Here is an 18,941-nt window from a genome sequence, read left to right on the forward strand (position 1 = left end):
TTCATGACGTCCCCCACTACAACTGAAGGCACGGCCGATCCGGTCAAGTCGTATCTGGACCGCGGCCTGCGCAATTACTGGTATCCCGTCGCTCCGAGCTGGCAGGTCGGCAACGCGCCGATCGGTGTCACGCGTCTGGGCGACCAGATCGTGCTGTGGCGCGATGGCGAAGGCAAAGTCCGCGCGCTCGAAGACCGCTGTCCGCACCGTGGCGCGCGCCTGTCGCTCGGTTGGAACCTCGGCGATCGCGTTGCGTGCTGGTATCACGGCGTCGAAGTGAACGGCAGCGGCACCGTCATCAACGTGCCGGCCGTGCCGAGCTGCCCGCTCGAAGGCAAGACCTGCGTGAAGTCGTACCCCGTCGAGGAACACGCCGGCGCGATTTTCCTGTGGTTCGGCGACGAAGCCCACAAGGAACCGGCACCGCTCGTGCTGCCGCAAGAGCTGGTTGGTGAGGAGTACGCGAGTTTCCTCTGCATGTCGAACTGGAAGTGCAATTACCAGTACGCGATCGACAACGTGATGGACCCGATGCACGGCGCCTATCTGCATGCGACCTCGCACTCGATGGCCGAAGGCGACAAGCAGGCCGACATGCGCGTGCGCAAGACCGAAACCGGTCTGATGTTCGAGAAGACCGGCCAGCGCGACGTGAACTTCGACTGGGTCGAACTCGGCGACACCGGCACGCTGTGGATGCGTCTCGCGATTCCGTACAAGAAGAAGTTCGGCCCGGGCGGCAGCTTCGGCATCATCGGCTTCGCGGTTCCGGTCGACGGCGACAACTGCCAGGTCTACTTCTGGCGCACCCGCAAGGTGCAGGGATGGCAGCGCGACGCATGGCGCTTCCTGTATCGCAACCGCCTCGAAGGTCTGCACTGGGACGTGCTCGAGCAGGACCGCTACGTCCTCGAAAGCCTCGCGCCGAACGCGCGCGATCACGAGTTCCTCTATCAGCACGACGTCGGCATGACGCGTGTGCGCCGCATGCTGCGTCAACGCGCGCAGCAGGATCTCGCCCAGCTCGACGCGCATCGCGCGGCGAACGCGGCGCCCGCAGCCACCGAAGCCGGTCACAGCCATGCATAACGACGCACTCGCAACGCTCGCGGGCCGGCGCGTCCTCGTGACGGGCGGCGCGCGCGGTCTCGGCGCGGCGTTCGTCCGTGCCCTCGCGGCTGCCGGCGCACGGGTCGCGTTCGGCGACGTGCTGCACGACGAAGGCCGCGCGCTCGCGGCATCGCTGCGCGAGCAGGGCCACGCCGTGACCTATCTGCCGCTCGATCTCGCCGACCCGGCCAGCATCAAGCAGTTCGCGGAGCAGGGCGCGGCCCAGCTCGGCGGTCTCGACGCGCTGATCAACAACGCGGCAATCACGAATTCCGGCGGCAAGTTCGCGGACGAGCTTTCGGTCGACACGTGGGACGCCGTGATGAACGTCAACGTACGCGGCACCTGGCTGATGAGCACCGCCGCGCTGCCGTATCTGCGCGACTCGGGCCGCGGCAGCATCGTCAACATCGCCTCGGACACGGCGATGTGGGGCGCGCCGAAGCTGCTCGCCTATGTCGCGAGCAAGGGCGCCGTGATCTCGATGACCCGCTCGCTCGCGCGCGAATTCGGCGCGCACGGCGTGACCGTCAACGCGATCGCGCCGGGGCTCACCGAAGTCGAGGCGACCGCATACGTGCCTGCCGAGCGTCATCAGTATTACCTGCAAGGCCGCGCGCTCACGCGCGCACAAGTGCCCGACGACGTGACCGGGCCGGTGCTGTTCCTGTTGTCCGATGCCGCTCGCTTTGTGACCGGCCAGCTGCTGCCGGTCAACGGCGGCTTCGTGATGAATTGATCTAGTCGAATCGAAAGGAGAAAGAGAGATGGCGGACGTCGAGAACGAACGTAAATCCTGGGACCAACCCGCGGACGCAAGCTTCCAGCAATGGCTGGACAGCCGGGTCGCACGCCTCGAAACGCGTCGCTACGACTGGGACGCGCTGAAGTTCCAGGCCGACTACGACCCGAAGTATCGCCGTGCGCAGATGCGCTACGTCGGCACGGGCGGCACCGGCGTCGCGAAGGACATGAACACGGTGCCCGCTGGCAACTTCACGTTCTCGACGATGGTGATCCCGGCCGGCAACATCGGCCCGAGCCATATTCATACGGACGTCGAAGAAATCTTCTTCGTGCTGCGCGGCAAGATGAAAGTGGTCTGCGAGCGCGATGGCGAAACGTGGGAAGCGGTGCTCGGCGAGCGTGACCTGATCTCGGTGCCGCCCGGCGTGTACCGCACGGAAATCAACATCGGCGAGGAAGACGCGCTGATGTGCGTGATGCTCGGTTCGCCGAAGCCGATCACGCCGACGTATCCGCCGGATTCGCCGCTCGCGAAGATCAAGCGCGGCTAACGCGCTGCCACGCAGTCCCCGTCGTTCCACTTTACCTGCGAAGGAAATCATGTCCGCCGTCCCGTCCGTCCACGCCGATCAGCAAGCCGCGCTCGAAGCGCGTCTCGCAAGCTATCCGGCGCAGCAACGCAGCCTCGCTGCACAACGCGGGCTCAGCTATCGCGAAGTCGATCGCGCCGGTCACGCCGCGTTGCCGCTCGTGCTGCTGCACGGCATCGGTTCGGGCGCGGCTTCATGGGTGCAGCAGTTCGACGCGCTCGGCGCGACGCGCCGCGTGCTGGCCTGGGATGCGCCGGGGTATGGCGCTTCCTCGCCGGTCGCGGCTGCTTCGCCGGTTGCACCGGATTACGCCGCTGTACTGAAGGAATGGCTCGACGCACTCGGCATCGAACGCTGCGTGCTGGTTGGGCACTCGCTCGGCGCGATTATCGCCGGCGCGTTTGCCGCCGCGCATCCACGCCATCTGGCGGGTCTGCTGCTGCTGTCGCCCGCGGGCGGCTACGGCGCGGCCACGGCCGAGGTGCGCGACGCCAAACGCGATCAACGTCTCGCGATGCTGAACGAGCTGGGACCCCAGGGTCTCGCCGACAAGCGCAGCGCGAACATGCTGTCCGTCCACGCGAGCGACGCGGCACGCGCATGGGTCCGCTGGAACATGTCGCGCGTGATCCCGCATGGCTATGCGCAGGCCACGCACCTGCTCGCCAACGCGGACCTCGCCGCTGACCTCGCGCGCTACGACGGCCGCGTGAGCGTCGCGGTCGGCGCCGACGACACGATCACGACGCCCGAGGCCTGCGAAAAAATCGCACTCGCCGCGCGGACCCGCTTGCAGATCGTGCCGCGCGCGGGCCACGCCGGCTATATCGAGGCACCCGCCGCGTACACCGCGATCATCGATACGTTCTGCCGCGCAAGCGACAGCCCACTGACCCAAAGCGGAGCCAAAGCATGACGCCCGACACTCTTGACGCAGAGCGCGACCTCACCGCAGAGGGCACCGAAACGAGCAGCGATTCGGGTTACCGGGTGCCCGGTCTCGAACGCGGCCTGAAGATCCTGATGGAGTTCTCGCCGCGCGAGCCGGTGCTCGGCGCACCGGAACTGTCGCGGCGCCTGAGCATTCCGCGCACGACGGTGTTCCGTCTGCTGCAGACGCTCGAATCGCTAGGCTTTCTCGAACGCGCCGACAAGGACCGCAACTATCGCCTCGGCGTCGCGGTGCTGCGTCTGGGCTTCGAATATCTGAGCTCGCTCGAATTGACCGATCTCGGCCTGCCGATCATCGAAAAGCTGCGCGACGAGACCGGCCTCACGAGCCACATCGTGATTCGTGACGCACGCGACGTCGTGTTCGTCGCCAAGGCACAAAGCCATGCGCCGATTTTCAGTTCGGTGAAGGTCAACGTCGGCACGCGGCTGCCCGCGCATGCGACGACGCATGGCCAGGTCCTGATGGGCGACCTGACGTTCGAGGAGCTGAAGAAGCTTTATCCGGAGCCGGAGCTCGAGCGCTTCACGGCGCAGACGCCGGCCACGATCGACGAACTGTACGAACGGATTCGCGACGACGCGCGACGCGGCTTCGCGATCAGCGAGTCGTCGTTCGAACGCGGCATTTCGGTGGTCAGCGCGCCGGTGCGCAACGACTCGCGTCGGATCGTCGCGGTGATCACGACGACGATTCCGCGCCGTGAGATCGACGCGGCGCTGCTTGACAGCGGTCTCGTCGACAAGGTGCGCCGCGCGGCCGACGAACTGTCGCAGCGGCTCAATTACCGGCCGAAGTCTGGGCCGAATGGTGGCAACAAGTACATGAAGGCACTGGGGCTCTGATGATCCAAATCGATTTGACCGGTCAGGTAGCGGTGGTGACGGGCGGTTCGTCCGGCATCGGTCTCGCCACCGCCGAACTGTTCTTGCGCGCGGGCGCTTCCGTCGCGATCTGCGGCCGCGACAGCGAACGGCTTGGAGAGGCGCAAGCCGCGCTCAGCGCGAAGCATCCCGGCGCGCAACTGCTCGCGCAACGCTGCGACGTGCTCGACGCAGACCAGGTGAACGCATTCGCGCAGGCGGTGCAAGAGCGCTTCGGCCGCACCGACATGCTGGTGAACAACGCGGGCCAGGGCCGCGTGTCCACCTTCGCGGATACGAGCGACGACGCCTGGCGCGAAGAACTCGACCTGAAGTACTTCGGCGTGATCCGCCCGACCCGCGCGTTCCTGCCGATGCTGTGCGACACCGGCGGCGCGGGACGCAACGCGGCCATCGTCAACGTGAACTCGCTGCTCGCGCTGCAGCCGGAGCCGCACATGGTGGCGACGTCGTCGGCGCGCGCGGGCTTGCTGAGCCTGACGAAGTCGCTCGCGGTCGAGTTCGCGCCGCAGCGCATCCGCGTCAACTCGATCCTGATCGGCATCGTCGAATCGGGTCAATGGCGCCGCCGTTACGCGACGCAGGCAGAGCCCGGTCAGAGCTGGGAAGACTGGACCGGCGAACTCGCGCGCAAGAAAAACATTCCGCTCGGCCGCTTCGGCCGTCCCGAAGAAGCCGCACAGGCGCTCTTTTATCTGGCTACCCCGCTGTCGTCGTACACGACTGGCAGTCACATCGATGTTTCTGGAGGCGTTGCACGACATGTCTAACAAAACTACCGTTGGCGAGCTGATCGCCGCCTTTCTCGAGCAGTGCGGCGTCAAAACCGCATTCGGCGTGATCTCGATCCACAACATGCCGATCCTCGACGCCATCAACACGCGCGGCAAGATCCGTTACGTCGGCGCGCGCGGCGAAGCCGGCGCGGTGAACATGGCCGACGGCCTCGCACGCGTCTCCGGCGGCCTCGGCGTCGCCTTCACGAGCACCGGCACCGCGGCGGGCAACGCGGCCGGCGCGATGGTCGAGGCGTTGACGGCGGGCACGGCCCTGCTGCACGTGACCGGCCAGATCGAAACCGAATACCTCGATCAGGACCTCGCCTACATCCACGAGGCACCGGATCAACTGTCGATGCTGCAATCGATCTCGAAGGCCGCGTTCCGCGTGCGGTCGGTCGAAACCGCGCTGCCGACGATCCGCGAAGCCGTGCGCGTCGCGCAAGCCGCGCCGAGCGGCCCGGTCAGCGTCGAGATTCCGATCGACATCCAGGCCGCCGAAATCGAATGGCCGAACGATCTCGGCGCTCCGCACGTCACGACGCTCACGCATTGCAAGGAGCGCGTCGCGCAACTCGCGGAGCAACTGACGAAGGCGAAGCGCCCGCTGTTGTGGCTGGGCGGCGGCACGCGTCATGCGCGCTCGGCGGTCGAACGTCTGGTCGCGCTCGGCTTCGGCGTCGTGACCAGCGTGCAGGGCCGCGGCGTGTTGCCCGAAGATCACCCCGCGACGCTCGGCGCGTTCAACGTGCACACGGCGGTCGAAAGCTTCTACAAGACCTGCGACGCGCTGGTCGTGGTCGGCTCGCGTCTGCGCGGCAATGAAACGCTGAAGTACAAGCTCGCGCTGCCGCAGCCGCTGTATCGCATCGACGCCGACGCGCTCGCCGACAACCGCGGCTATCGCAACGAGATGTTCATCCACGGCGACGCCGCCGCGGTGCTCGACGAACTCGCGACGCTGCTCGAAGGCAAGCTGAAGATCGATCCGACCTTCGCGCAGGATCTGGCCGCCGCGCGTGAAAGCGCGGTCGCCGACGTCAGCAAGGGCCTGGGTCCGTACAAGCGCCTCGTCGACGCACTGCAGGAAGCCGTGGGCCGCGACTACAACTGGGTGCGCGACGTCACGATCTCGAACAGCACGTGGGGCAATCGTCTCCTGAAGATCTTCACGCCGCGCGCTGGCGTGCACGCGCTCGGCGGCGGCATCGGCCAGGGCATGCAGATGGGTATCGGCGCGGCGCTCGCGGGCAATGCGGCGAAGACCGTGGCGCTGTGCGGCGACGGTGGCCTGATGGTCAACGTCGGCGAACTCGCGACGGCCGTGCAGGAAAACGCCAACGTGATGATCGTGCTGATGAACGACCAATGCTACGGCGTGATCCGCAACATCCAGGACGCGCAGTACGGTGGCCGCCGCTGCTACGTGCAACTGCATCAGCCGGATTTCGCGCAGTTCTGCGAAAGCCTGAAGCTCACGCACTACCGCATCAAGTCGCTCGACGACGCCGCCGCGATCATCCGCGAAGGCATGGCGAAGACGGGGCCGGTGCTGGTCGAAGTGGACATGCTGTCGATCGGCTCGTTCGCCACCGCGTTCGCGGGCCCGCCGGTCAAGAAAGAGGAGCCGGAACATGCATGAGGCCGGCTACGCGGGTCATCACGCGCCCCTCGACATCGCGATGATCGGCTTCGGCGCGATCGGCCAGGCGGTGTACCGCTCGGTCGCCGCCGATCCGACGGTGCGCGTGTCGCACGTGATCGTGCCTGAGAATCATGTGGCGTCGGTGCGCGACGTGGTGGGCGCGAGCGTCGACGTGGTCTCGTCGGTGGCGGCACTGAGCACGAAGCCGCAGTTCGCGCTCGAATGCGCGGGTCACAGCGCGCTCGTCCATCACGTCGTGCCGCTGCTGAAGGCGGGCACCGATTGTGCGGTCGCGTCGATCGGCGCGCTGTCCGACGTCGGGCTGCTCGATTTGCTCGCCGCCGCCGCCGATGAAGGCGACGCGACGGTCACGTTGCTGTCGGGCGCGATCGGCGGAGTCGACGCGATCTCGGCGGCGCGCTTCGGTGGTCTCGACGAGGTGCTGTACACGGGCCGCAAGCCTCCGGTCGGCTGGCTCGGCACGCCGGCCGAAGAGGTCTGCGACCTGGCCACGCTCGCCGAAGAGAAAGTGATTTTCGAAGGCAGCGCGCGCGATGCTGCACGGCTCTATCCGAAGAACGCGAACGTCGCCGCGACGATCGCGCTCGCCGGGCTCGGCCTCGACAACACGATGGTGCGGCTGATCGCCGACCCCAACGTGACGCGCAACGTGCATCGCATCGTCGCGCGCGGCGCGTTCGGCGAGATGGCGCTCGAAATGTGCGGCAAACCGCTGCCGGACAACCCGAAGACGTCCGCACTGACTGCCTATAGCGCGATCCGCGCACTGCGCAATCGCGCGGCGCGTTGCGTGATCTAAGACCCTCGCTAGAAAGAACCGGAACGACCGACATGACTCACTTCGATACCAGCCTCGTGCCCAACGGCGATATTTTCATCGGCGGCGAATGGCGGCAAGGGCGTGGCAACCCGTACAAAAGCCTGTATCCGGCGGATCAGTCGGTCAACATGGAAATCTCGACGGCCAGCGCCGACGACGCGCGCGAAGCCATCGAAGCCGCCGACGCGGCATGGCGCAAGCCGGACTGGTCGGGCCTGAAGCCGCATCAGCGCGCGCTGATCCTGTATCGCATCGCCGATCTGATCATGGCGCGCCATGAAGCGCTCGCGAACCTGCAACGCCGCGATAACGGCAAGCCGATCGGCGAGACGCGCGTGCTGGTCGCGAGCGCGGCCAACACGTTCCGCTATTTCGCGGCCTGCCTCGAAACGCTCGACGAAGACGTGACGCCGTCGCGCGGCGACTATCTGACGATGAGCCTCTACGAGCCGATCGGCGTGGTCGCGGCGATCACGCCGTGGAATTCGCCGATCGCGTCCGACGCGCAGAAGCTCGCACCGGCGCTCGCGGGCGGCAACGCGGTGGTGCTGAAGCCCGCCGAAGTCACGCCGTTGGTGTCGCTCGCGCTCGCACGCATCTGCGAGGAAGCCGGCGTGCCGAAGGGCGTGGTCAGCGTGCTGCCTGGCAAAGGCTCGGTGATCGGCGACGTGCTCGTGCGTCATCCGCTCGTGAAGAAGGTGTCGTTCACCGGTGGCACCGAAGTGGGCCGCGGCATCGCGCGCATGGCGGCGGACAAGCTGATGCCGGTGTCGCTCGAACTGGGCGGCAAGTCGCCGACCATCGTATTCGACGACGCCGATCTCGATCATGCGGTGAACGGCGTGCTGTACGGCATTTTCAGCTCGTCGGGCGAGGCGTGCATCGCGGGCTCGCGTCTGTTCGTGCAGCGCTCGATCTACGACACGTTCATGCAGCGGCTCGTCGAAGGCGCGCGCAAGCTGCGCGTCGGCGATCCGTCGCGCGAGAACACGCAGATGGGTCCGCTCATCACGCAGGCGCATCGCGAGACGATCGAACGTTATGTCGCGCTCGGTCTCGAAGAGGGCGGCCGTCTGCTGTGCGGCGGCGAACGTCCGGTCGGCGATGGCCGCGAAGCCGGCACCTACTTCCAGCCGACCATTCTGGAAGGCCTCACCAACGAAGCGCGCATCTGCCAGGAAGAGATCTTCGGCCCGGTGCTCGTCGCGATGCCGTTCGACGACGAAGCGTCGCTGCTGAAGGAAGCGAACAATAGCGTATTCGGCCTTGCCGCCGGCATCTGGTCGCGCGACTACAAGCGCGCCTACCGGATCGCGCGCGGCCTCGAAGCGGGCACCATCTGGATCAACACCTACAAGCTGTTCTCGATCTCGACGCCGTTCAGCGGCTGGAAAGAGAGCGGCATGGGACGCGAAAAAGGCCGACTCGGCATTCGCGAATACATGCAACAGAAGAGCCTCTACTGGGGCTTGAACGACGCGCCGCTGGCGTGGGCGAACTGACGCGGCAACGCAGAGGCAAGGAAGAGGCACGTTATGACGATTCTCGGCATTGAACAGATTACTTACGGCGTGTCGGATCTCGCCACCTGTCGGCAGTTTTTCGCGGACTGGGGCATGAAGGAGACCGCGCACGACGAAACGCACGCGCGCTTCGAAACGCTGAACGGCTGCACGGTGCTCGTCGCCCTCGCGAACGATGCGTCGTTGCCGCCGGCGTTCGAGGACGGCCCGACCTTGCGCGAAGTGACATGGGGTGTCGCGACGAAGGCGGAACTCGACGCGCTGCGCGGTCGCTTCGCCGGTCAGCCTGGCCACTACGAAACCGACGACGCAGTTGGTTGCATCGACCCGAACGGCATGGCGGTGCGTGTCGAAGTCACGCGCAAGTGGTCGGTCGACGTGCAGGGCTCGCCGTCGAACGTGTGGGGCAAGACGCTGCGCGTCGATCAGCCGTCGCCGGTCTATGAACGCGCGGAGCCGGTCGAAGTGGGCCACGTCGTGTTCTTCACGAACAACCTCGCCGAGCAGGAAAAGTTCTATCACGAGCTGCTCGGCTTCGAGACCTCGGACCGTTATCCGGGCCGCGGCGCGTTCATGCGCTGCGCGCCGCACGGCGGTCACCACGACCTGTTCCTGCTCGCGCTTCCGAACGGCAAGCGCGGCCTGAACCACGTCGCGTTCACCGTGCGCGATATCCACGAAGTGTTCGGCGGCGGCATGCACATCAGCCGTTGCGGCTGGGAAACGCAGCTCGGGCCGGGACGTCATCCGGTGTCGTCGGCGTACTTCTGGTACTTCAAGAATCCGGCCGGCGGCCTGATCGAGTACTACGCCGACGAAGACCAGCTGACGCCCGAATGGCAGCCGCGCGATTTCGAGCCGGGCCCGACCGTGTTCGCCGAATGGGCGATCGATGGCGGCATCGACGGCAATACGCGTCGCCAGAAAGACGCGAAGGCGCCGGAAGGCAAGTTCATGACGGAGCGCAAAAATGACTGACGTTGCCACCGAAAAGGCCCAGGCTGCGCATGCGGGGCTCGAGGCGCCGCGCACGATCGTCGTGATCGGCGGCGGCCAGGCGGCCGGCTGGGTCGTGAAGACGTTGCGCAAGGAAGGCTTCGCCGGCCGCCTCGTGATGATCGCCGACGAAGTGCATCTGCCGTACGAGCGCCCGCCGTTGTCGAAGGCCGTGCTGGCCGGCGACGCGGACATTGAAACGGTGCGGCTCGTGAAGCCCGCCGATTTCGATGCATTGAACGTCGAGGCATGGCAGCCGGACTGCGCGACGTCGATCGACCGCGAACAGCGCATCGTGCGCACGAAGTCGGGCCGCGAAGTGCAGTACGACCGCCTCGTGATCGCGACGGGCGGCGCGGCGCGGCGTCTGCCGGAATCGCTGGTGCAGACCTCGCATCTTGCCTATCTGCGCACGCTCGACGAAGCGGTCGCGCTCGGCGAACGCCTGCGCGGCAGCAAGCGCGTGCTGGTGATCGGCGGCGGCTGGATCGGTCTCGAAGTCGCGGCAACGGCGCGTAAGCTCGGCGTCGAAGCCTGTGTGGTGGAAGGCGCGCCGCGTCTGTGCGCGCGCTCGCTGCCGCCGCTGGTGTCCGATTTCCTGCTGGAGCTGCATCGCGCGAATGGCGTGGACGTGCGTCTGAAAGCGGCGCTCGTCAAGCTCGAAGATCATCCTCGCGACGTCAACCGCCTGCGCGCGACGTTCGCCGACGGCTCGACGCTCGACGCCGATTTCGCGGTGGCCGGCATCGGTCTTGCGCCGCACACCGCGATTGCGCAAGCGGCCGGCGTGAAGGTCGAGGACGGCATCGTCGTCGATCACTTCGGTGCGACCGACGATCCGCGCATCTTCGCGTGCGGCGACGTCGCGAATCATCCGAGCGCGTGGCTGAAGCGCCGCGTGCGTCTCGAATCGTGGGCCAACGCGCAGAACCAGGCGATCTCCACGGCCAAGGCGTTGCTCGGCACGTTCGAACCGTACGCGGACATCCCGTGGTTCTGGTCCGATCAGTACGACGTGAACCTGCAGATTCTCGGCGACATTCCGGCCAACGCGGAACTCGCAGTGCGCGGCGATCTGCCGGGCAAACGCGCGACGCTGTTCTATCTGGAAGACAACACGATTCGCGGCGTGATCGCGATCAACACTCCGCGCGAGCTGAAGCTTTCGCGCAAGTGGATGAACCAAGGCCGGACCATCGACCTTGCCACCCTGACTGACGCCTCTACGGCGCTTGCCTAACCATTCTTACGGACGGCACCTCGGCATGAGAACCATCGATAACACTACAGGAGACCGCAGCAGCGCCGGTGTTTCAGGCGCTGTGACGCAGGGCTCGATCATTGCGCGTCTGGAGCGCTTGCCGAGGAACCGGATGCAGGTGCGCGCGCGCATACTGATCGGCCTCGCGACGTTCTTCGACGGCTTCGACGTCATCGCCATCGCGGCGACGCTGCCCCTGCTGATCGCGAAATGGAATCTGACGCCTTGGGACGTCGGCTTTCTTCTTGGCTCCGGTTCCGTAGGACAACTGATAGGGGCGTTCGTGTTTCCGTGGTACGCGGAACGCGGCGGCCGCGTCAAGGCCATCGCGCTGAGCTCGGGCATTATCGGCATTACCAGTATTGCGTGCGGTTTTGCGCCGACCTTCGCCGTCTTCGTCGCGCTGCGTATCGTCCAGGGTCTTGGCCTTGGCGGCGAGTTGCCTGTGGCGGCGACCTATATCAACGAGATCAGCCGTGCGCACGGTCGCGGCCGCTTCGTTCTCCTGTATGAGATCGTCTTCCCGATCGGGCTGCTCGCGTCGAGCGCGCTCGGCGCGTGGATCGTGCCGCGTTTCGGCTGGCAGGCGATGTACTTCATCGGCGGCATGCCGTTGATCCTGTTCTTCGTGCTGCGCAAGCTCGTGCCTGAATCGCCGCGCTGGCTCGCCGTGCGCGACCGGATGGCCGAGGCCGATTCCGCCGTGCTCGCGTTCGAACGTGCCGCCAAGGTGCCGCTGCCGCCGGTGGCGCACGCCTCGGAGTTCGACGAGATGGTCAATCGCCATCCGAAGCGCCGCGTCGCGGACCTGTTCGGTCCGGCCTACCTGAAGCGCACGCTCGCCGTGGCGATGCTGTGGGTCACCTGCGGCTTCATCCAGTACGGTCTGTCGACCTGGCTGCCGACCATCTACCGCACGATCTATCACGCGCCGCTGCAACTCGCGTTGAACCTGGCCGTCGCGGCGTCGGTGCTCGGTGTGCTCGGTTCGCTGGCCTGTGCGCTGCTGGTCGACAAGGTGGGACGCAAGCCGATCATCAACGTCTCGTTCCTGCTGTGCGCGCTGTCGCTGGTCATGGCGGGGGTGTTCCACGGTTCGTCGGTGTACGTGGTCGCAACCTGCTGCGCGCTGGCGCTGGGCTTCCTCGCGAGCGGCTTCATCACGGCCTATGTGTACACGCCGGAGCTGTATCCGACCAGTATCCGCGCGATGGGCTGCGGCGTCGGCGGCGCGTGGCTGAAAGTGGCGGCGATCTTCGCGCCGGCGATCGTGTCGAAGACGATGATCGGCGGCAACCTGGAAGTGGCGTTCTATATCCTCGCTGCCGTGCCGTTCCTCGCGGCGATCGTGGTGCACTTCCTCGGTATCGAAACCAAGGGCAAGGTGCTGGAGCAGCTCGAGGCCTGATTTCCGCTCGAGTCGTGAAACGAAAGGCGCACCGGCTGGTGCGCCTTTTGTCTTTGGCGAGGCGGGGCGTCGCGCGTTACAACGACTTGCGATAAACCACGAAGCCCGACTTGTCCGCGACCTTGTCGTAAAGCTGCATCGCGGTGTGATTCGTCTCGTGCGTCTGCCAGTAGACGCGTTGCGCACCGTCGGCTTTCGCGCGCGCATAGACGGCCTCGATCAGCGCGCGGCCGACGCCCTTGCCGCGCTCGCTATCGAGCGTGTAGAGGTCTTGCAGATAGCAGATCGGTCCCGCCATCGTCGTGTGACGGTGATAGAGGAAATGCACGATGCCCTGCAAGTGCCCAGCACGTTCCGCGACGAACGCATGCATCGGCTCGTAGCCATCGAAAAAGCGATTCCACGTGATCTGCGTGATTTCGCGCGGCAACGCGGTGTCGCCCGAGCGGCCGTAAAACGCGTTATACGCGTCCCATAGCGGCAGCCATGCATCGAAATCGTCAGGGGTGACGGCGCGAATCTGCAGCGGGGCGGACATGTGGACGGCTCCTTGGGAAAGCTGTGGAACCGTCAGCATAGAAAATTTGCGGCGCGATTGTTAGCTCCACCAGGTGCGCAAAATCTGGAGCCACGCGCGCGTTCGACAGCGCGGTGATCCGGTGCAGCACCGGGTAGCGCGAAATCAGTGCTTGCGATGTTGCCTGTGGCGAAGCTCGCTGCGGACTTTCTTCGCGGCGAACAGCGGCACGTAGTCGAGCACCCGCGCTTCTTGCCGGAATTCGGCGAGCGTATCGGCGTACATGCGGGACACCGTTTCCGCCGGTGTGTCGGTTTCTTCGGCGATGCTGCGGACGACTTCGTCTACATTCGGCTCGGGCTGGGACATAAGGGTCTCTCCGGATCGTGCGGGGGGCGGGATGAACGGAACGCGGACGGCAGGAGTCCATTACAGGTTGCGATTCCCGAGGGCGCCAATTGAATCGACCTATCGCGCGAGTCATCTCACAGAGATTTTTTTCTTGCACTGCGGCAAACGTCCCTATGCCGGGGCCGCTCGCGAAATCAACAGTCACAGAGGTGGTGAATACCCGGGAAACGCGCATGGGTAAGCGAGCGCCGTCTCTACTTCTCCAACTTCTGCGCCACATGCGCGATCCGGTCCCGCACGATTCTGATCGCCTGCTTCAGCGCGTAAACGTCCTGAAAGTACTTGTAGGGAATTCGGATCTGGCTGGCGTTCGCGTCGATGCTTTCAATTTCCTCACTCCATTGCGCGATCTGCGCGCGAGACGGCTGGTTGTTCTTCCACACCTCGTCCTCGAGCGCCTTGATCGCGCGATACCAGACCACGAGCCGTTTCTTCATACGCGTTTCGAGCATGCGCGGCAGCGCCTGCGCGAGACCGATCAGCAGCGCGAGGAACGGCACCAGGATCAGCAGCCGCCGTTCGATCAGACTCGCGAGCCAGAACGGCAGATAGCGATACAGAAACGGCCGGCCCGATTTGAAGTAACGCACGCTTTCGTCGGAGATCGGGAATTCTTCGGTGTTCAGGTTCGGGAACGTGCCGAGCGGCGTGAAGTAGTCCTCGCCGCCGTGCACCGTGCGCGCCGCGTCGAGCAGCAGATAGACGAGCGCCGGATGCAGCGTGTCCTTCGACACCAGCAGCGCGGTCGCCGCGAGCAGCGTGACGTCGCTGCGCGGCAGATCGTCGGCGACGCTGGTCGATGCGCGCGGCAACACGATCTTCGATAGGGACGGGAATTTCTGCGCCAGTGCGTCGGCCTGCGCGAAACTCATCAGCTTCAGGTTGCTGGTGAGCAGCGTGTGCTGCATCTCGGCGTCGGGCCGGCCGATGAAGAACGCCGCGTCGATCTGACCGCTTTCGAGCCCTTGATACGCGGCGTTCGCATCCATCTGAAGCAGCGTCGAGTTCTGATTCGTGATGCCGCTATAGCCGAGCAGCACCTGCGAAACGTTGAGCAGGCCGCTGCCCGGCACGCCCATCGAAATGCGCTTGCCGCGCAGTTGCGACAGCCGGTCGATCGTCTCGTCGCCGCGATAGAACACCCAGATCGGTTCGTACGACACGGCCGCGATGGTTTGCAGATTGTCGGTGTCTTTCGGATTGGTGGTGCCCGACTGGATGAAGCCGACTTGATACGCGCTGTCGGGGTCGGCGAGCCGCTGATAATTTTCGACCGAGCCCGACGAGCTGCGAATGTCGAGCTTGATGCCTTCGCGCTTGAGCAGCGGCGCGTAGCGATCGGCAAAGCCGCGATAGATGCCGCCCTGCGCGCCGGAGGTGATGACGATCGTGCGCTGGAACGCGGGCTCGAGCACGAGCGCGAGCATCCAGCCGAACGCGGCGACGAGCACGATCGCGCCGGCGATCAGAAGACGCCGGCGCCGCCGTGTCATTGGGGTTCTCGGGCTGCGGGGAAGCGCGGGGTCAGGTCTCGGCATCGTTACCCGTGTCTGGTCAGGTCTGTCGTCGGTGCGCGCCGTGTTGGACTCGGCTCGTGGTATTTCAACTTTACGATATCGGCGCGCTTTATTCGATAGTGCTACGCAAGCACCTCCATCTCACCCCCCAACTCACGCGCAATAAACTCGACGAACGCGCGAATGCGATTCGACATCTGATGCCGAGGCGAATACACCGCGAAGATATCCGCGTTCGGCGTGTCGTGATCGGGCAGCAACTGGACCAGCGATCCATCCGCGAGATATTGCCGGATGTCCCACTCGGCGCGCATCAGGATGCCGTGCCCTTCGAGCGCCCACTTGACGGCGATCTCGCCGTCGTTGGTGGTCAGCGTGCCCTTGATGCGCACCGCCTCGGTCTTGCGCGCGGCGCCGCGCCCCGAAGTCAGCCGCCAGACGCCGTACGCTTCGTCGCCCTGGCGAATGCCGATGCAGTTGTGGCGCGTCAGATCGTGCGCGGTGAGCGGCGTGCCGTGCGCCGCGAGATACGACGGCGCCGCGCACAGCAGACGCCGGTTCGGCGCGAGACGGCGCGCCACCACGCGGGTATCCGGCGGCTCGCCGAAGCGGATGCAGACGTCGAAGCTGTCGTCGGTGAGCGGGGGCGGCGTGACCGACAGTTGAAGCTGCACCGACACCTGCGGATAGCGCGCGACGAAGCGCGAAATGACCGGTCCGACATGGCTGCGCCCGAAGCCGAGCGTGGCGTTCACACGCAGCAAACCCTTCGGCGTTTTCTTTGCCGAGCCGAGCAGTTCGGCCAGCTCATCGATCTCGTCGAGGATTCGTCGCGCATGTTCGAGGTATAGCTCGCCCTCGGGCGTGAGCATCATGCGGCGCGTCGTACGGTTCACCAGCGCGACGCCCGCGCGCTGCTCCATCTGCGTGAGACGCTTGCTGACGGCGGCGGCCGTCAGTCCCAGCTCGCGCGCGGCCGCGCTCAGGCTGCCGCTCGCGGCGAGGGTCGAGAAAAAGCTCAGATCGGCAGCCTGGACGGTGTCGCGCATCGCCTGTTCCGTGCCTTTGCATTTGTGAATGCAAGTTAAAGATGCTTTGAGTTTAGCACCGGTTTTTACCCGTGGGATCGCGCTAGAGTGCACTCACACCCTTCACAAAGCAAAGGACGGAGACATGAAAACCTATCGCATCGCAACCATCCCCGGCGACGGCATCGGCAAGGAGGTCGTACCGGCCGGCGCGCAGGTGCTCGACACACTCGCGAAGACGACGCGCGCCTTCGCGTTCGAGTTCGAGAACTTCGACTGGGGCGGCGACTACTATCGGCAGCATGGCGCGATGATGCCGGCAAACGGGCTCGACGCGATCCGCGACAAGGACGCGATCCTGTTCGGCTCGGCGGGCGACAAGGATATTCCCGATCACATCACGCTGTGGGGTCTGCGGCTGAAGATCTGCCAGGGCTTCGATCAATACGCGAACGTGCGCCCGACGCGCATACTGCCAGGCATCGATGCGCCGCTGAAGTACTGCAAAGCCGAGGACCTGAACTGGGTCATCGTTCGTGAAAACTCGGAGGGCGAATATTCGGGCGTCGGCGGCCGCGTGCATCAGGGTCATCCGATCGAGGCCGCGACCGATGTGTCGATTCTCACGCGCGCCGGTGTCGAGCGCATCATGCGTTTCGCGTTCCGGCTCGCGCAGTCGCGTCCGCGCAAGCTGTTGACAGTCATCACGAAGAGCAACGCGCAGCGTCACGCGATGGTGATGTGGGACGAGATCGCGCTCGAAATCTCGAAGGAGTTTCCGGACGTCACGTGGGACAAGGAGCTCGTCGACGCCGCCACCGCGCGCATGGTCAACCGCCCCGCGACGCTCGACACGATCGTCGCCACCAATCTGCACGCCGATATTCTCAGCGACCTCGCGGCCGCGCTCGCGGGCAGCCTCGGCATCGCGCCGACCGGCAACATCGATCCCGAGCACCGCTATCCGTCGATGTTCGAGCCGATCCACGGCTCCGCGTTCGACATCATGGGCAAGGGGCTCGCCAATCCGGTCGGCACGTTCTGGTCGGTCGTGATGCTGCTCGAACACCTCGGCGAATTCGATGCGGCGAAGCGCGTGATGCAGGCCGTCGAAGCGGTCACCGCGAACAAGTCGCTGCATACGCGCGACCTCGGCGGCACGGCCACGACCGCGCAGGTCACCGCGGCCGTGTGCGCGTTCATCGAACAGGCGGCGACGCCCGCGGCGAACGCGGCCTGAGCACCGGCCTTGCGATCTGAGCGTGAACCGGGCGCCACTCGCGCGCGGTCCACGCCTCGGCCACACCGTGGCCGCCACCCAACCTTGACTCGACTAGCTCGGCCCAACGTCGGCCGGCGCGAGGCTCGCGCTCGGCTCACTGCCGCGCGCCGCAGGAGGAGACAATGAATTCGCAACTCGAAAGCCGGGTGTCCCGCAAGCTGATGCTGCGGATCGTCCCGTTCGTCATGCTGCTGTACTTCGTGAGCTTTCTCGATCGCGTGAATGTGGGCTTCGCCGCGTTGTCGATGAACAAGGCGATCGGTCTTTCGCCGACCGCCTTCGGCCTCGGCGGCGGGCTCTTCTTTATCGGCTATTTTCTGTTCGAAGTGCCGTCGAACCTGATCCTGCACAAGGTCGGCGCGCGTCGCTGGATTGCCCGTGTGATGGTGTCGTGGGGGCTCGTGTCGCTGGCCTCCGCATTCGTCGTCGGGCCGAACAGTTTCTACGCGCTGCGCTTCATTCTCGGCGTCGCGGAAGCGGGCTTCTTTCCCGGCATCATCCTGTATCTGAGCCTGTGGTTTCCGGCGCGTCAGCGTGCGGTCGCGGCGGCGTGGTTCATGGCCGCCGCGCCGATCTCGACCGCGATCGGCTCGCCGATTTCCGGCGCGATCATGAAGCTGCCGCCGATCGCCGGACTCGCCGACTGGCAGATGCTCTACGTGCTCGAAGCGCTGCCCGCGATCGTCCTCGGCTTCTGCGTGCTCAAGTACATGACCGACAAGCCCGCGCAGGCCGCGTGGCTGCAGCCCGAAGAGCGCGACTGGCTGATCGCGAAGCTGAAGCTCGAAGCCGACGCGCGGCAAGCGAATGCGGGTCATACAGCGGGTGCGCTCAGTGCGTTGCGCGATCCGCGTGTGCTCGCGCTCGCGTTGATCTACTTCGGCACGTCGGCGGGACTCTATACGCTTGGCTTGTGGGCGCCGCTGATCATCCGCCAGTACGGTTTCGGTTCGTTCGAAACGGGGCTGCTCGCCGGTGTGCCGAGCGTGCTCGCGGTGATCGCGATGGTGCTATGGGCGAAGAACTCGGATCGCACCGGGGAGCGCACGTGGCACGTCGTGATTCCTTGCGCGCTCGCCTGTGTCGGCTTCGTGTTCGCCGGCAATGCGACCACGGCGTTGATGATCGTGCTGGCGCTCGTCGTCGTGAACATCGGCATCAGTGCCGCGAAGGCGCCGCTGTGGGCGATGCCGAGCATGTTCCTGTCGGGCGCCGGCGCCGCGGCGGGGATTGCGATGATCAACTCGGTCGGTAATCTCGGCGGCTTCGTCGGACCGTTTGCGATTGGCTGGCTCAAGAACGTGACGGGTGGCTATACGGCGGGACTGTATGTGGTCGGCGCGACGTTGGCGGTATCGGCGGTCGTGACGCTGATGTTGAGCCGGCAGAGCAAGCCAGCACCGGTCGCGGTGAGCGAACGGCACGGGCATTGAGCGAGGCGTGATGAGGC

General features: G+C 65.6%; 18 protein-coding genes. 14 read left to right on the plus strand and 4 right to left on the minus strand.

From position 1 onward, the window contains the following. Positions 1-3 precede the first annotated feature (3 nt). Genes CI15_RS20975 through CI15_RS21030 form a run of 12 tightly spaced genes read left to right on the plus strand, consistent with a single transcriptional unit; the run spans position 4 to position 12,736 of the window. The gene (locus CI15_RS20975) at positions 4-1,089 is read left to right on the plus strand and encodes an aromatic ring-hydroxylating dioxygenase subunit alpha (protein ID WP_062130511.1); all 1,086 of its coding nucleotides are present in this window, start codon (positions 4-6) and stop codon (positions 1,087-1,089) included. Further along, a complete protein-coding gene (locus CI15_RS20980) occupies positions 1,082-1,849 on the plus strand; it encodes an SDR family oxidoreductase (protein WP_062130513.1) in 768 nt (255 codons plus the stop codon). The genes CI15_RS20975 and CI15_RS20980 overlap by 8 nt, the downstream gene beginning before the upstream one ends. Before the next feature lie 28 nt (positions 1,850-1,877). Then, entirely contained in the window at positions 1,878-2,408 is a 531-nt protein-coding gene (locus CI15_RS20985) for a cupin domain-containing protein (protein WP_062130516.1), read from the plus strand. 49 nt (positions 2,409-2,457) lie between these two features. Further along, entirely contained in the window at positions 2,458-3,363 is a 906-nt protein-coding gene (locus tag CI15_RS20990; protein WP_062130518.1) for an alpha/beta fold hydrolase, read from the plus strand. Next, complete coding sequence (locus tag CI15_RS20995) at positions 3,360-4,244, plus strand: IclR family transcriptional regulator (RefSeq protein ID WP_062130520.1); 885 nt, start codon at positions 3,360-3,362, stop codon at positions 4,242-4,244. The genes CI15_RS20990 and CI15_RS20995 overlap by 4 nt, the downstream gene beginning before the upstream one ends. Further along, entirely contained in the window at positions 4,244-5,053 is an 810-nt protein-coding gene (locus CI15_RS21000) for an SDR family oxidoreductase (protein WP_062130523.1), read from the plus strand. The genes CI15_RS20995 and CI15_RS21000 overlap by 1 nt, the downstream gene beginning before the upstream one ends. Next, complete coding sequence (locus CI15_RS21005) at positions 5,046-6,704, plus strand: thiamine pyrophosphate-binding protein (protein WP_062131610.1); 1,659 nt, start codon at positions 5,046-5,048, stop codon at positions 6,702-6,704. Before CI15_RS21000 ends, CI15_RS21005 begins: the two co-directional genes overlap by 8 nt. After that, positions 6,697-7,527, plus strand: coding sequence for an aspartate dehydrogenase (locus tag CI15_RS21010; RefSeq protein ID WP_062130525.1), 831 nt, complete (start codon positions 6,697-6,699; stop codon positions 7,525-7,527). The genes CI15_RS21005 and CI15_RS21010 overlap by 8 nt, the downstream gene beginning before the upstream one ends. A gap of 32 nt (positions 7,528-7,559) precedes the next feature. After that, on the plus strand, positions 7,560-9,050 hold the full coding sequence (locus CI15_RS21015; protein ID WP_062130527.1) for an aldehyde dehydrogenase: 1,491 nt from the start codon (positions 7,560-7,562) through the stop codon (positions 9,048-9,050). A 33-nt stretch (positions 9,051-9,083) separates the two neighbouring features. After that, the gene (locus CI15_RS21020) at positions 9,084-10,049 is read left to right on the plus strand and encodes a VOC family protein (protein WP_062130529.1); all 966 of its coding nucleotides are present in this window, start codon (positions 9,084-9,086) and stop codon (positions 10,047-10,049) included. Beyond that, on the plus strand, positions 10,042-11,307 hold the full coding sequence (locus CI15_RS21025) for an NAD(P)/FAD-dependent oxidoreductase (RefSeq protein WP_062130531.1): 1,266 nt from the start codon (positions 10,042-10,044) through the stop codon (positions 11,305-11,307). The genes CI15_RS21020 and CI15_RS21025 overlap by 8 nt, the downstream gene beginning before the upstream one ends. A 25-nt stretch (positions 11,308-11,332) precedes the next feature. Further along, positions 11,333-12,736: an MFS transporter gene (locus tag CI15_RS21030; protein WP_062130537.1), complete on the plus strand. Its 1,404-nt coding sequence runs from the start codon at positions 11,333-11,335 to the stop codon at positions 12,734-12,736. Positions 12,737-12,812: 76 nt separating this feature from the next. On the opposite strand, the gene CI15_RS21035 is transcribed toward CI15_RS21030, so the two are convergent. The 4 genes from CI15_RS21035 to CI15_RS21050 form a co-directional block, all read right to left on the minus strand. Further along, positions 12,813-13,274, minus strand: coding sequence for a GNAT family N-acetyltransferase (locus CI15_RS21035; protein WP_062130538.1), 462 nt, complete (start codon positions 13,272-13,274; stop codon positions 12,813-12,815). Positions 13,275-13,418: 144 nt separating this feature from the next. Further along, positions 13,419-13,622 (minus strand): DUF3562 domain-containing protein, encoded by a 204-nt coding sequence (locus CI15_RS21040; protein WP_062130539.1) that lies wholly within the window; start codon positions 13,620-13,622, stop codon positions 13,419-13,421. Between the two features lie 236 nt (positions 13,623-13,858). Continuing rightward, entirely contained in the window at positions 13,859-15,157 is a 1,299-nt protein-coding gene (locus CI15_RS21045; protein WP_062130540.1) for a TAXI family TRAP transporter solute-binding subunit, read from the minus strand. Positions 15,158-15,303: 146 nt separating this feature from the next. Further along, the gene (locus CI15_RS21050) at positions 15,304-16,230 is read right to left on the minus strand and encodes a LysR substrate-binding domain-containing protein (protein WP_062130542.1); all 927 of its coding nucleotides are present in this window, start codon (positions 16,228-16,230) and stop codon (positions 15,304-15,306) included. 124 nt (positions 16,231-16,354) lie between these two features. Between CI15_RS21050 and CI15_RS21055 the strand changes: the two genes are divergently transcribed. After that, entirely contained in the window at positions 16,355-17,449 is a 1,095-nt protein-coding gene (locus CI15_RS21055; protein ID WP_062130544.1) for a tartrate dehydrogenase, read from the plus strand. 164 nt (positions 17,450-17,613) lie between these two features. Then, on the plus strand, positions 17,614-18,924 hold the full coding sequence (locus tag CI15_RS21060; protein ID WP_062130546.1) for an MFS transporter: 1,311 nt from the start codon (positions 17,614-17,616) through the stop codon (positions 18,922-18,924). Positions 18,925-18,941: the final 17 nt, after the last annotated feature.

The sequence above is a fragment of the Paraburkholderia monticola genome, from assembly GCF_001580545.1.
In the GTDB taxonomy this organism is placed as follows: Bacteria; Pseudomonadota; Gammaproteobacteria; order Burkholderiales; family Burkholderiaceae; genus Paraburkholderia; species Paraburkholderia monticola.

Excerpts from the sequence above, each read along its gene's own strand:
- CI15_RS20975 (WP_062130511.1), top strand. The coding sequence starts at position 4 with ATGACGTCCCCCACTACAACTGAAGGCACGGCCGATCCGGTCAAGTCG.
- CI15_RS20980 (WP_062130513.1), top strand. The coding sequence starts at position 1,082 with ATGCATAACGACGCACTCGCAACGCTCGCGGGCCGGCGCGTCCTCGTG.
- CI15_RS20985 (WP_062130516.1), top strand. The coding sequence starts at position 1,878 with ATGGCGGACGTCGAGAACGAACGTAAATCCTGGGACCAACCCGCGGAC.
- CI15_RS20990 (WP_062130518.1), top strand. The coding sequence starts at position 2,458 with ATGTCCGCCGTCCCGTCCGTCCACGCCGATCAGCAAGCCGCGCTCGAA.
- CI15_RS20995 (WP_062130520.1), top strand. The coding sequence starts at position 3,360 with ATGACGCCCGACACTCTTGACGCAGAGCGCGACCTCACCGCAGAGGGC.
- CI15_RS21000 (WP_062130523.1), top strand. The coding sequence starts at position 4,244 with ATGATCCAAATCGATTTGACCGGTCAGGTAGCGGTGGTGACGGGCGGT.
- CI15_RS21005 (WP_062131610.1), top strand. The coding sequence starts at position 5,046 with ATGTCTAACAAAACTACCGTTGGCGAGCTGATCGCCGCCTTTCTCGAG.
- CI15_RS21010 (WP_062130525.1), top strand. The coding sequence starts at position 6,697 with ATGCATGAGGCCGGCTACGCGGGTCATCACGCGCCCCTCGACATCGCG.
- CI15_RS21015 (WP_062130527.1), top strand. The coding sequence starts at position 7,560 with ATGACTCACTTCGATACCAGCCTCGTGCCCAACGGCGATATTTTCATC.
- CI15_RS21020 (WP_062130529.1), top strand. The coding sequence starts at position 9,084 with ATGACGATTCTCGGCATTGAACAGATTACTTACGGCGTGTCGGATCTC.
- CI15_RS21025 (WP_062130531.1), top strand. The coding sequence starts at position 10,042 with ATGACTGACGTTGCCACCGAAAAGGCCCAGGCTGCGCATGCGGGGCTC.
- CI15_RS21030 (WP_062130537.1), top strand. The coding sequence starts at position 11,333 with ATGAGAACCATCGATAACACTACAGGAGACCGCAGCAGCGCCGGTGTT.
- CI15_RS21035 (WP_062130538.1), bottom strand. The coding sequence starts at position 13,274 with ATGTCCGCCCCGCTGCAGATTCGCGCCGTCACCCCTGACGATTTCGAT.
- CI15_RS21040 (WP_062130539.1), bottom strand. The coding sequence starts at position 13,622 with ATGTCCCAGCCCGAGCCGAATGTAGACGAAGTCGTCCGCAGCATCGCC.
- CI15_RS21045 (WP_062130540.1), bottom strand. The coding sequence starts at position 15,157 with ATGACACGGCGGCGCCGGCGTCTTCTGATCGCCGGCGCGATCGTGCTC.
- CI15_RS21050 (WP_062130542.1), bottom strand. The coding sequence starts at position 16,230 with ATGCGCGACACCGTCCAGGCTGCCGATCTGAGCTTTTTCTCGACCCTC.
- CI15_RS21055 (WP_062130544.1), top strand. The coding sequence starts at position 16,355 with ATGAAAACCTATCGCATCGCAACCATCCCCGGCGACGGCATCGGCAAG.
- CI15_RS21060 (WP_062130546.1), top strand. The coding sequence starts at position 17,614 with ATGAATTCGCAACTCGAAAGCCGGGTGTCCCGCAAGCTGATGCTGCGG.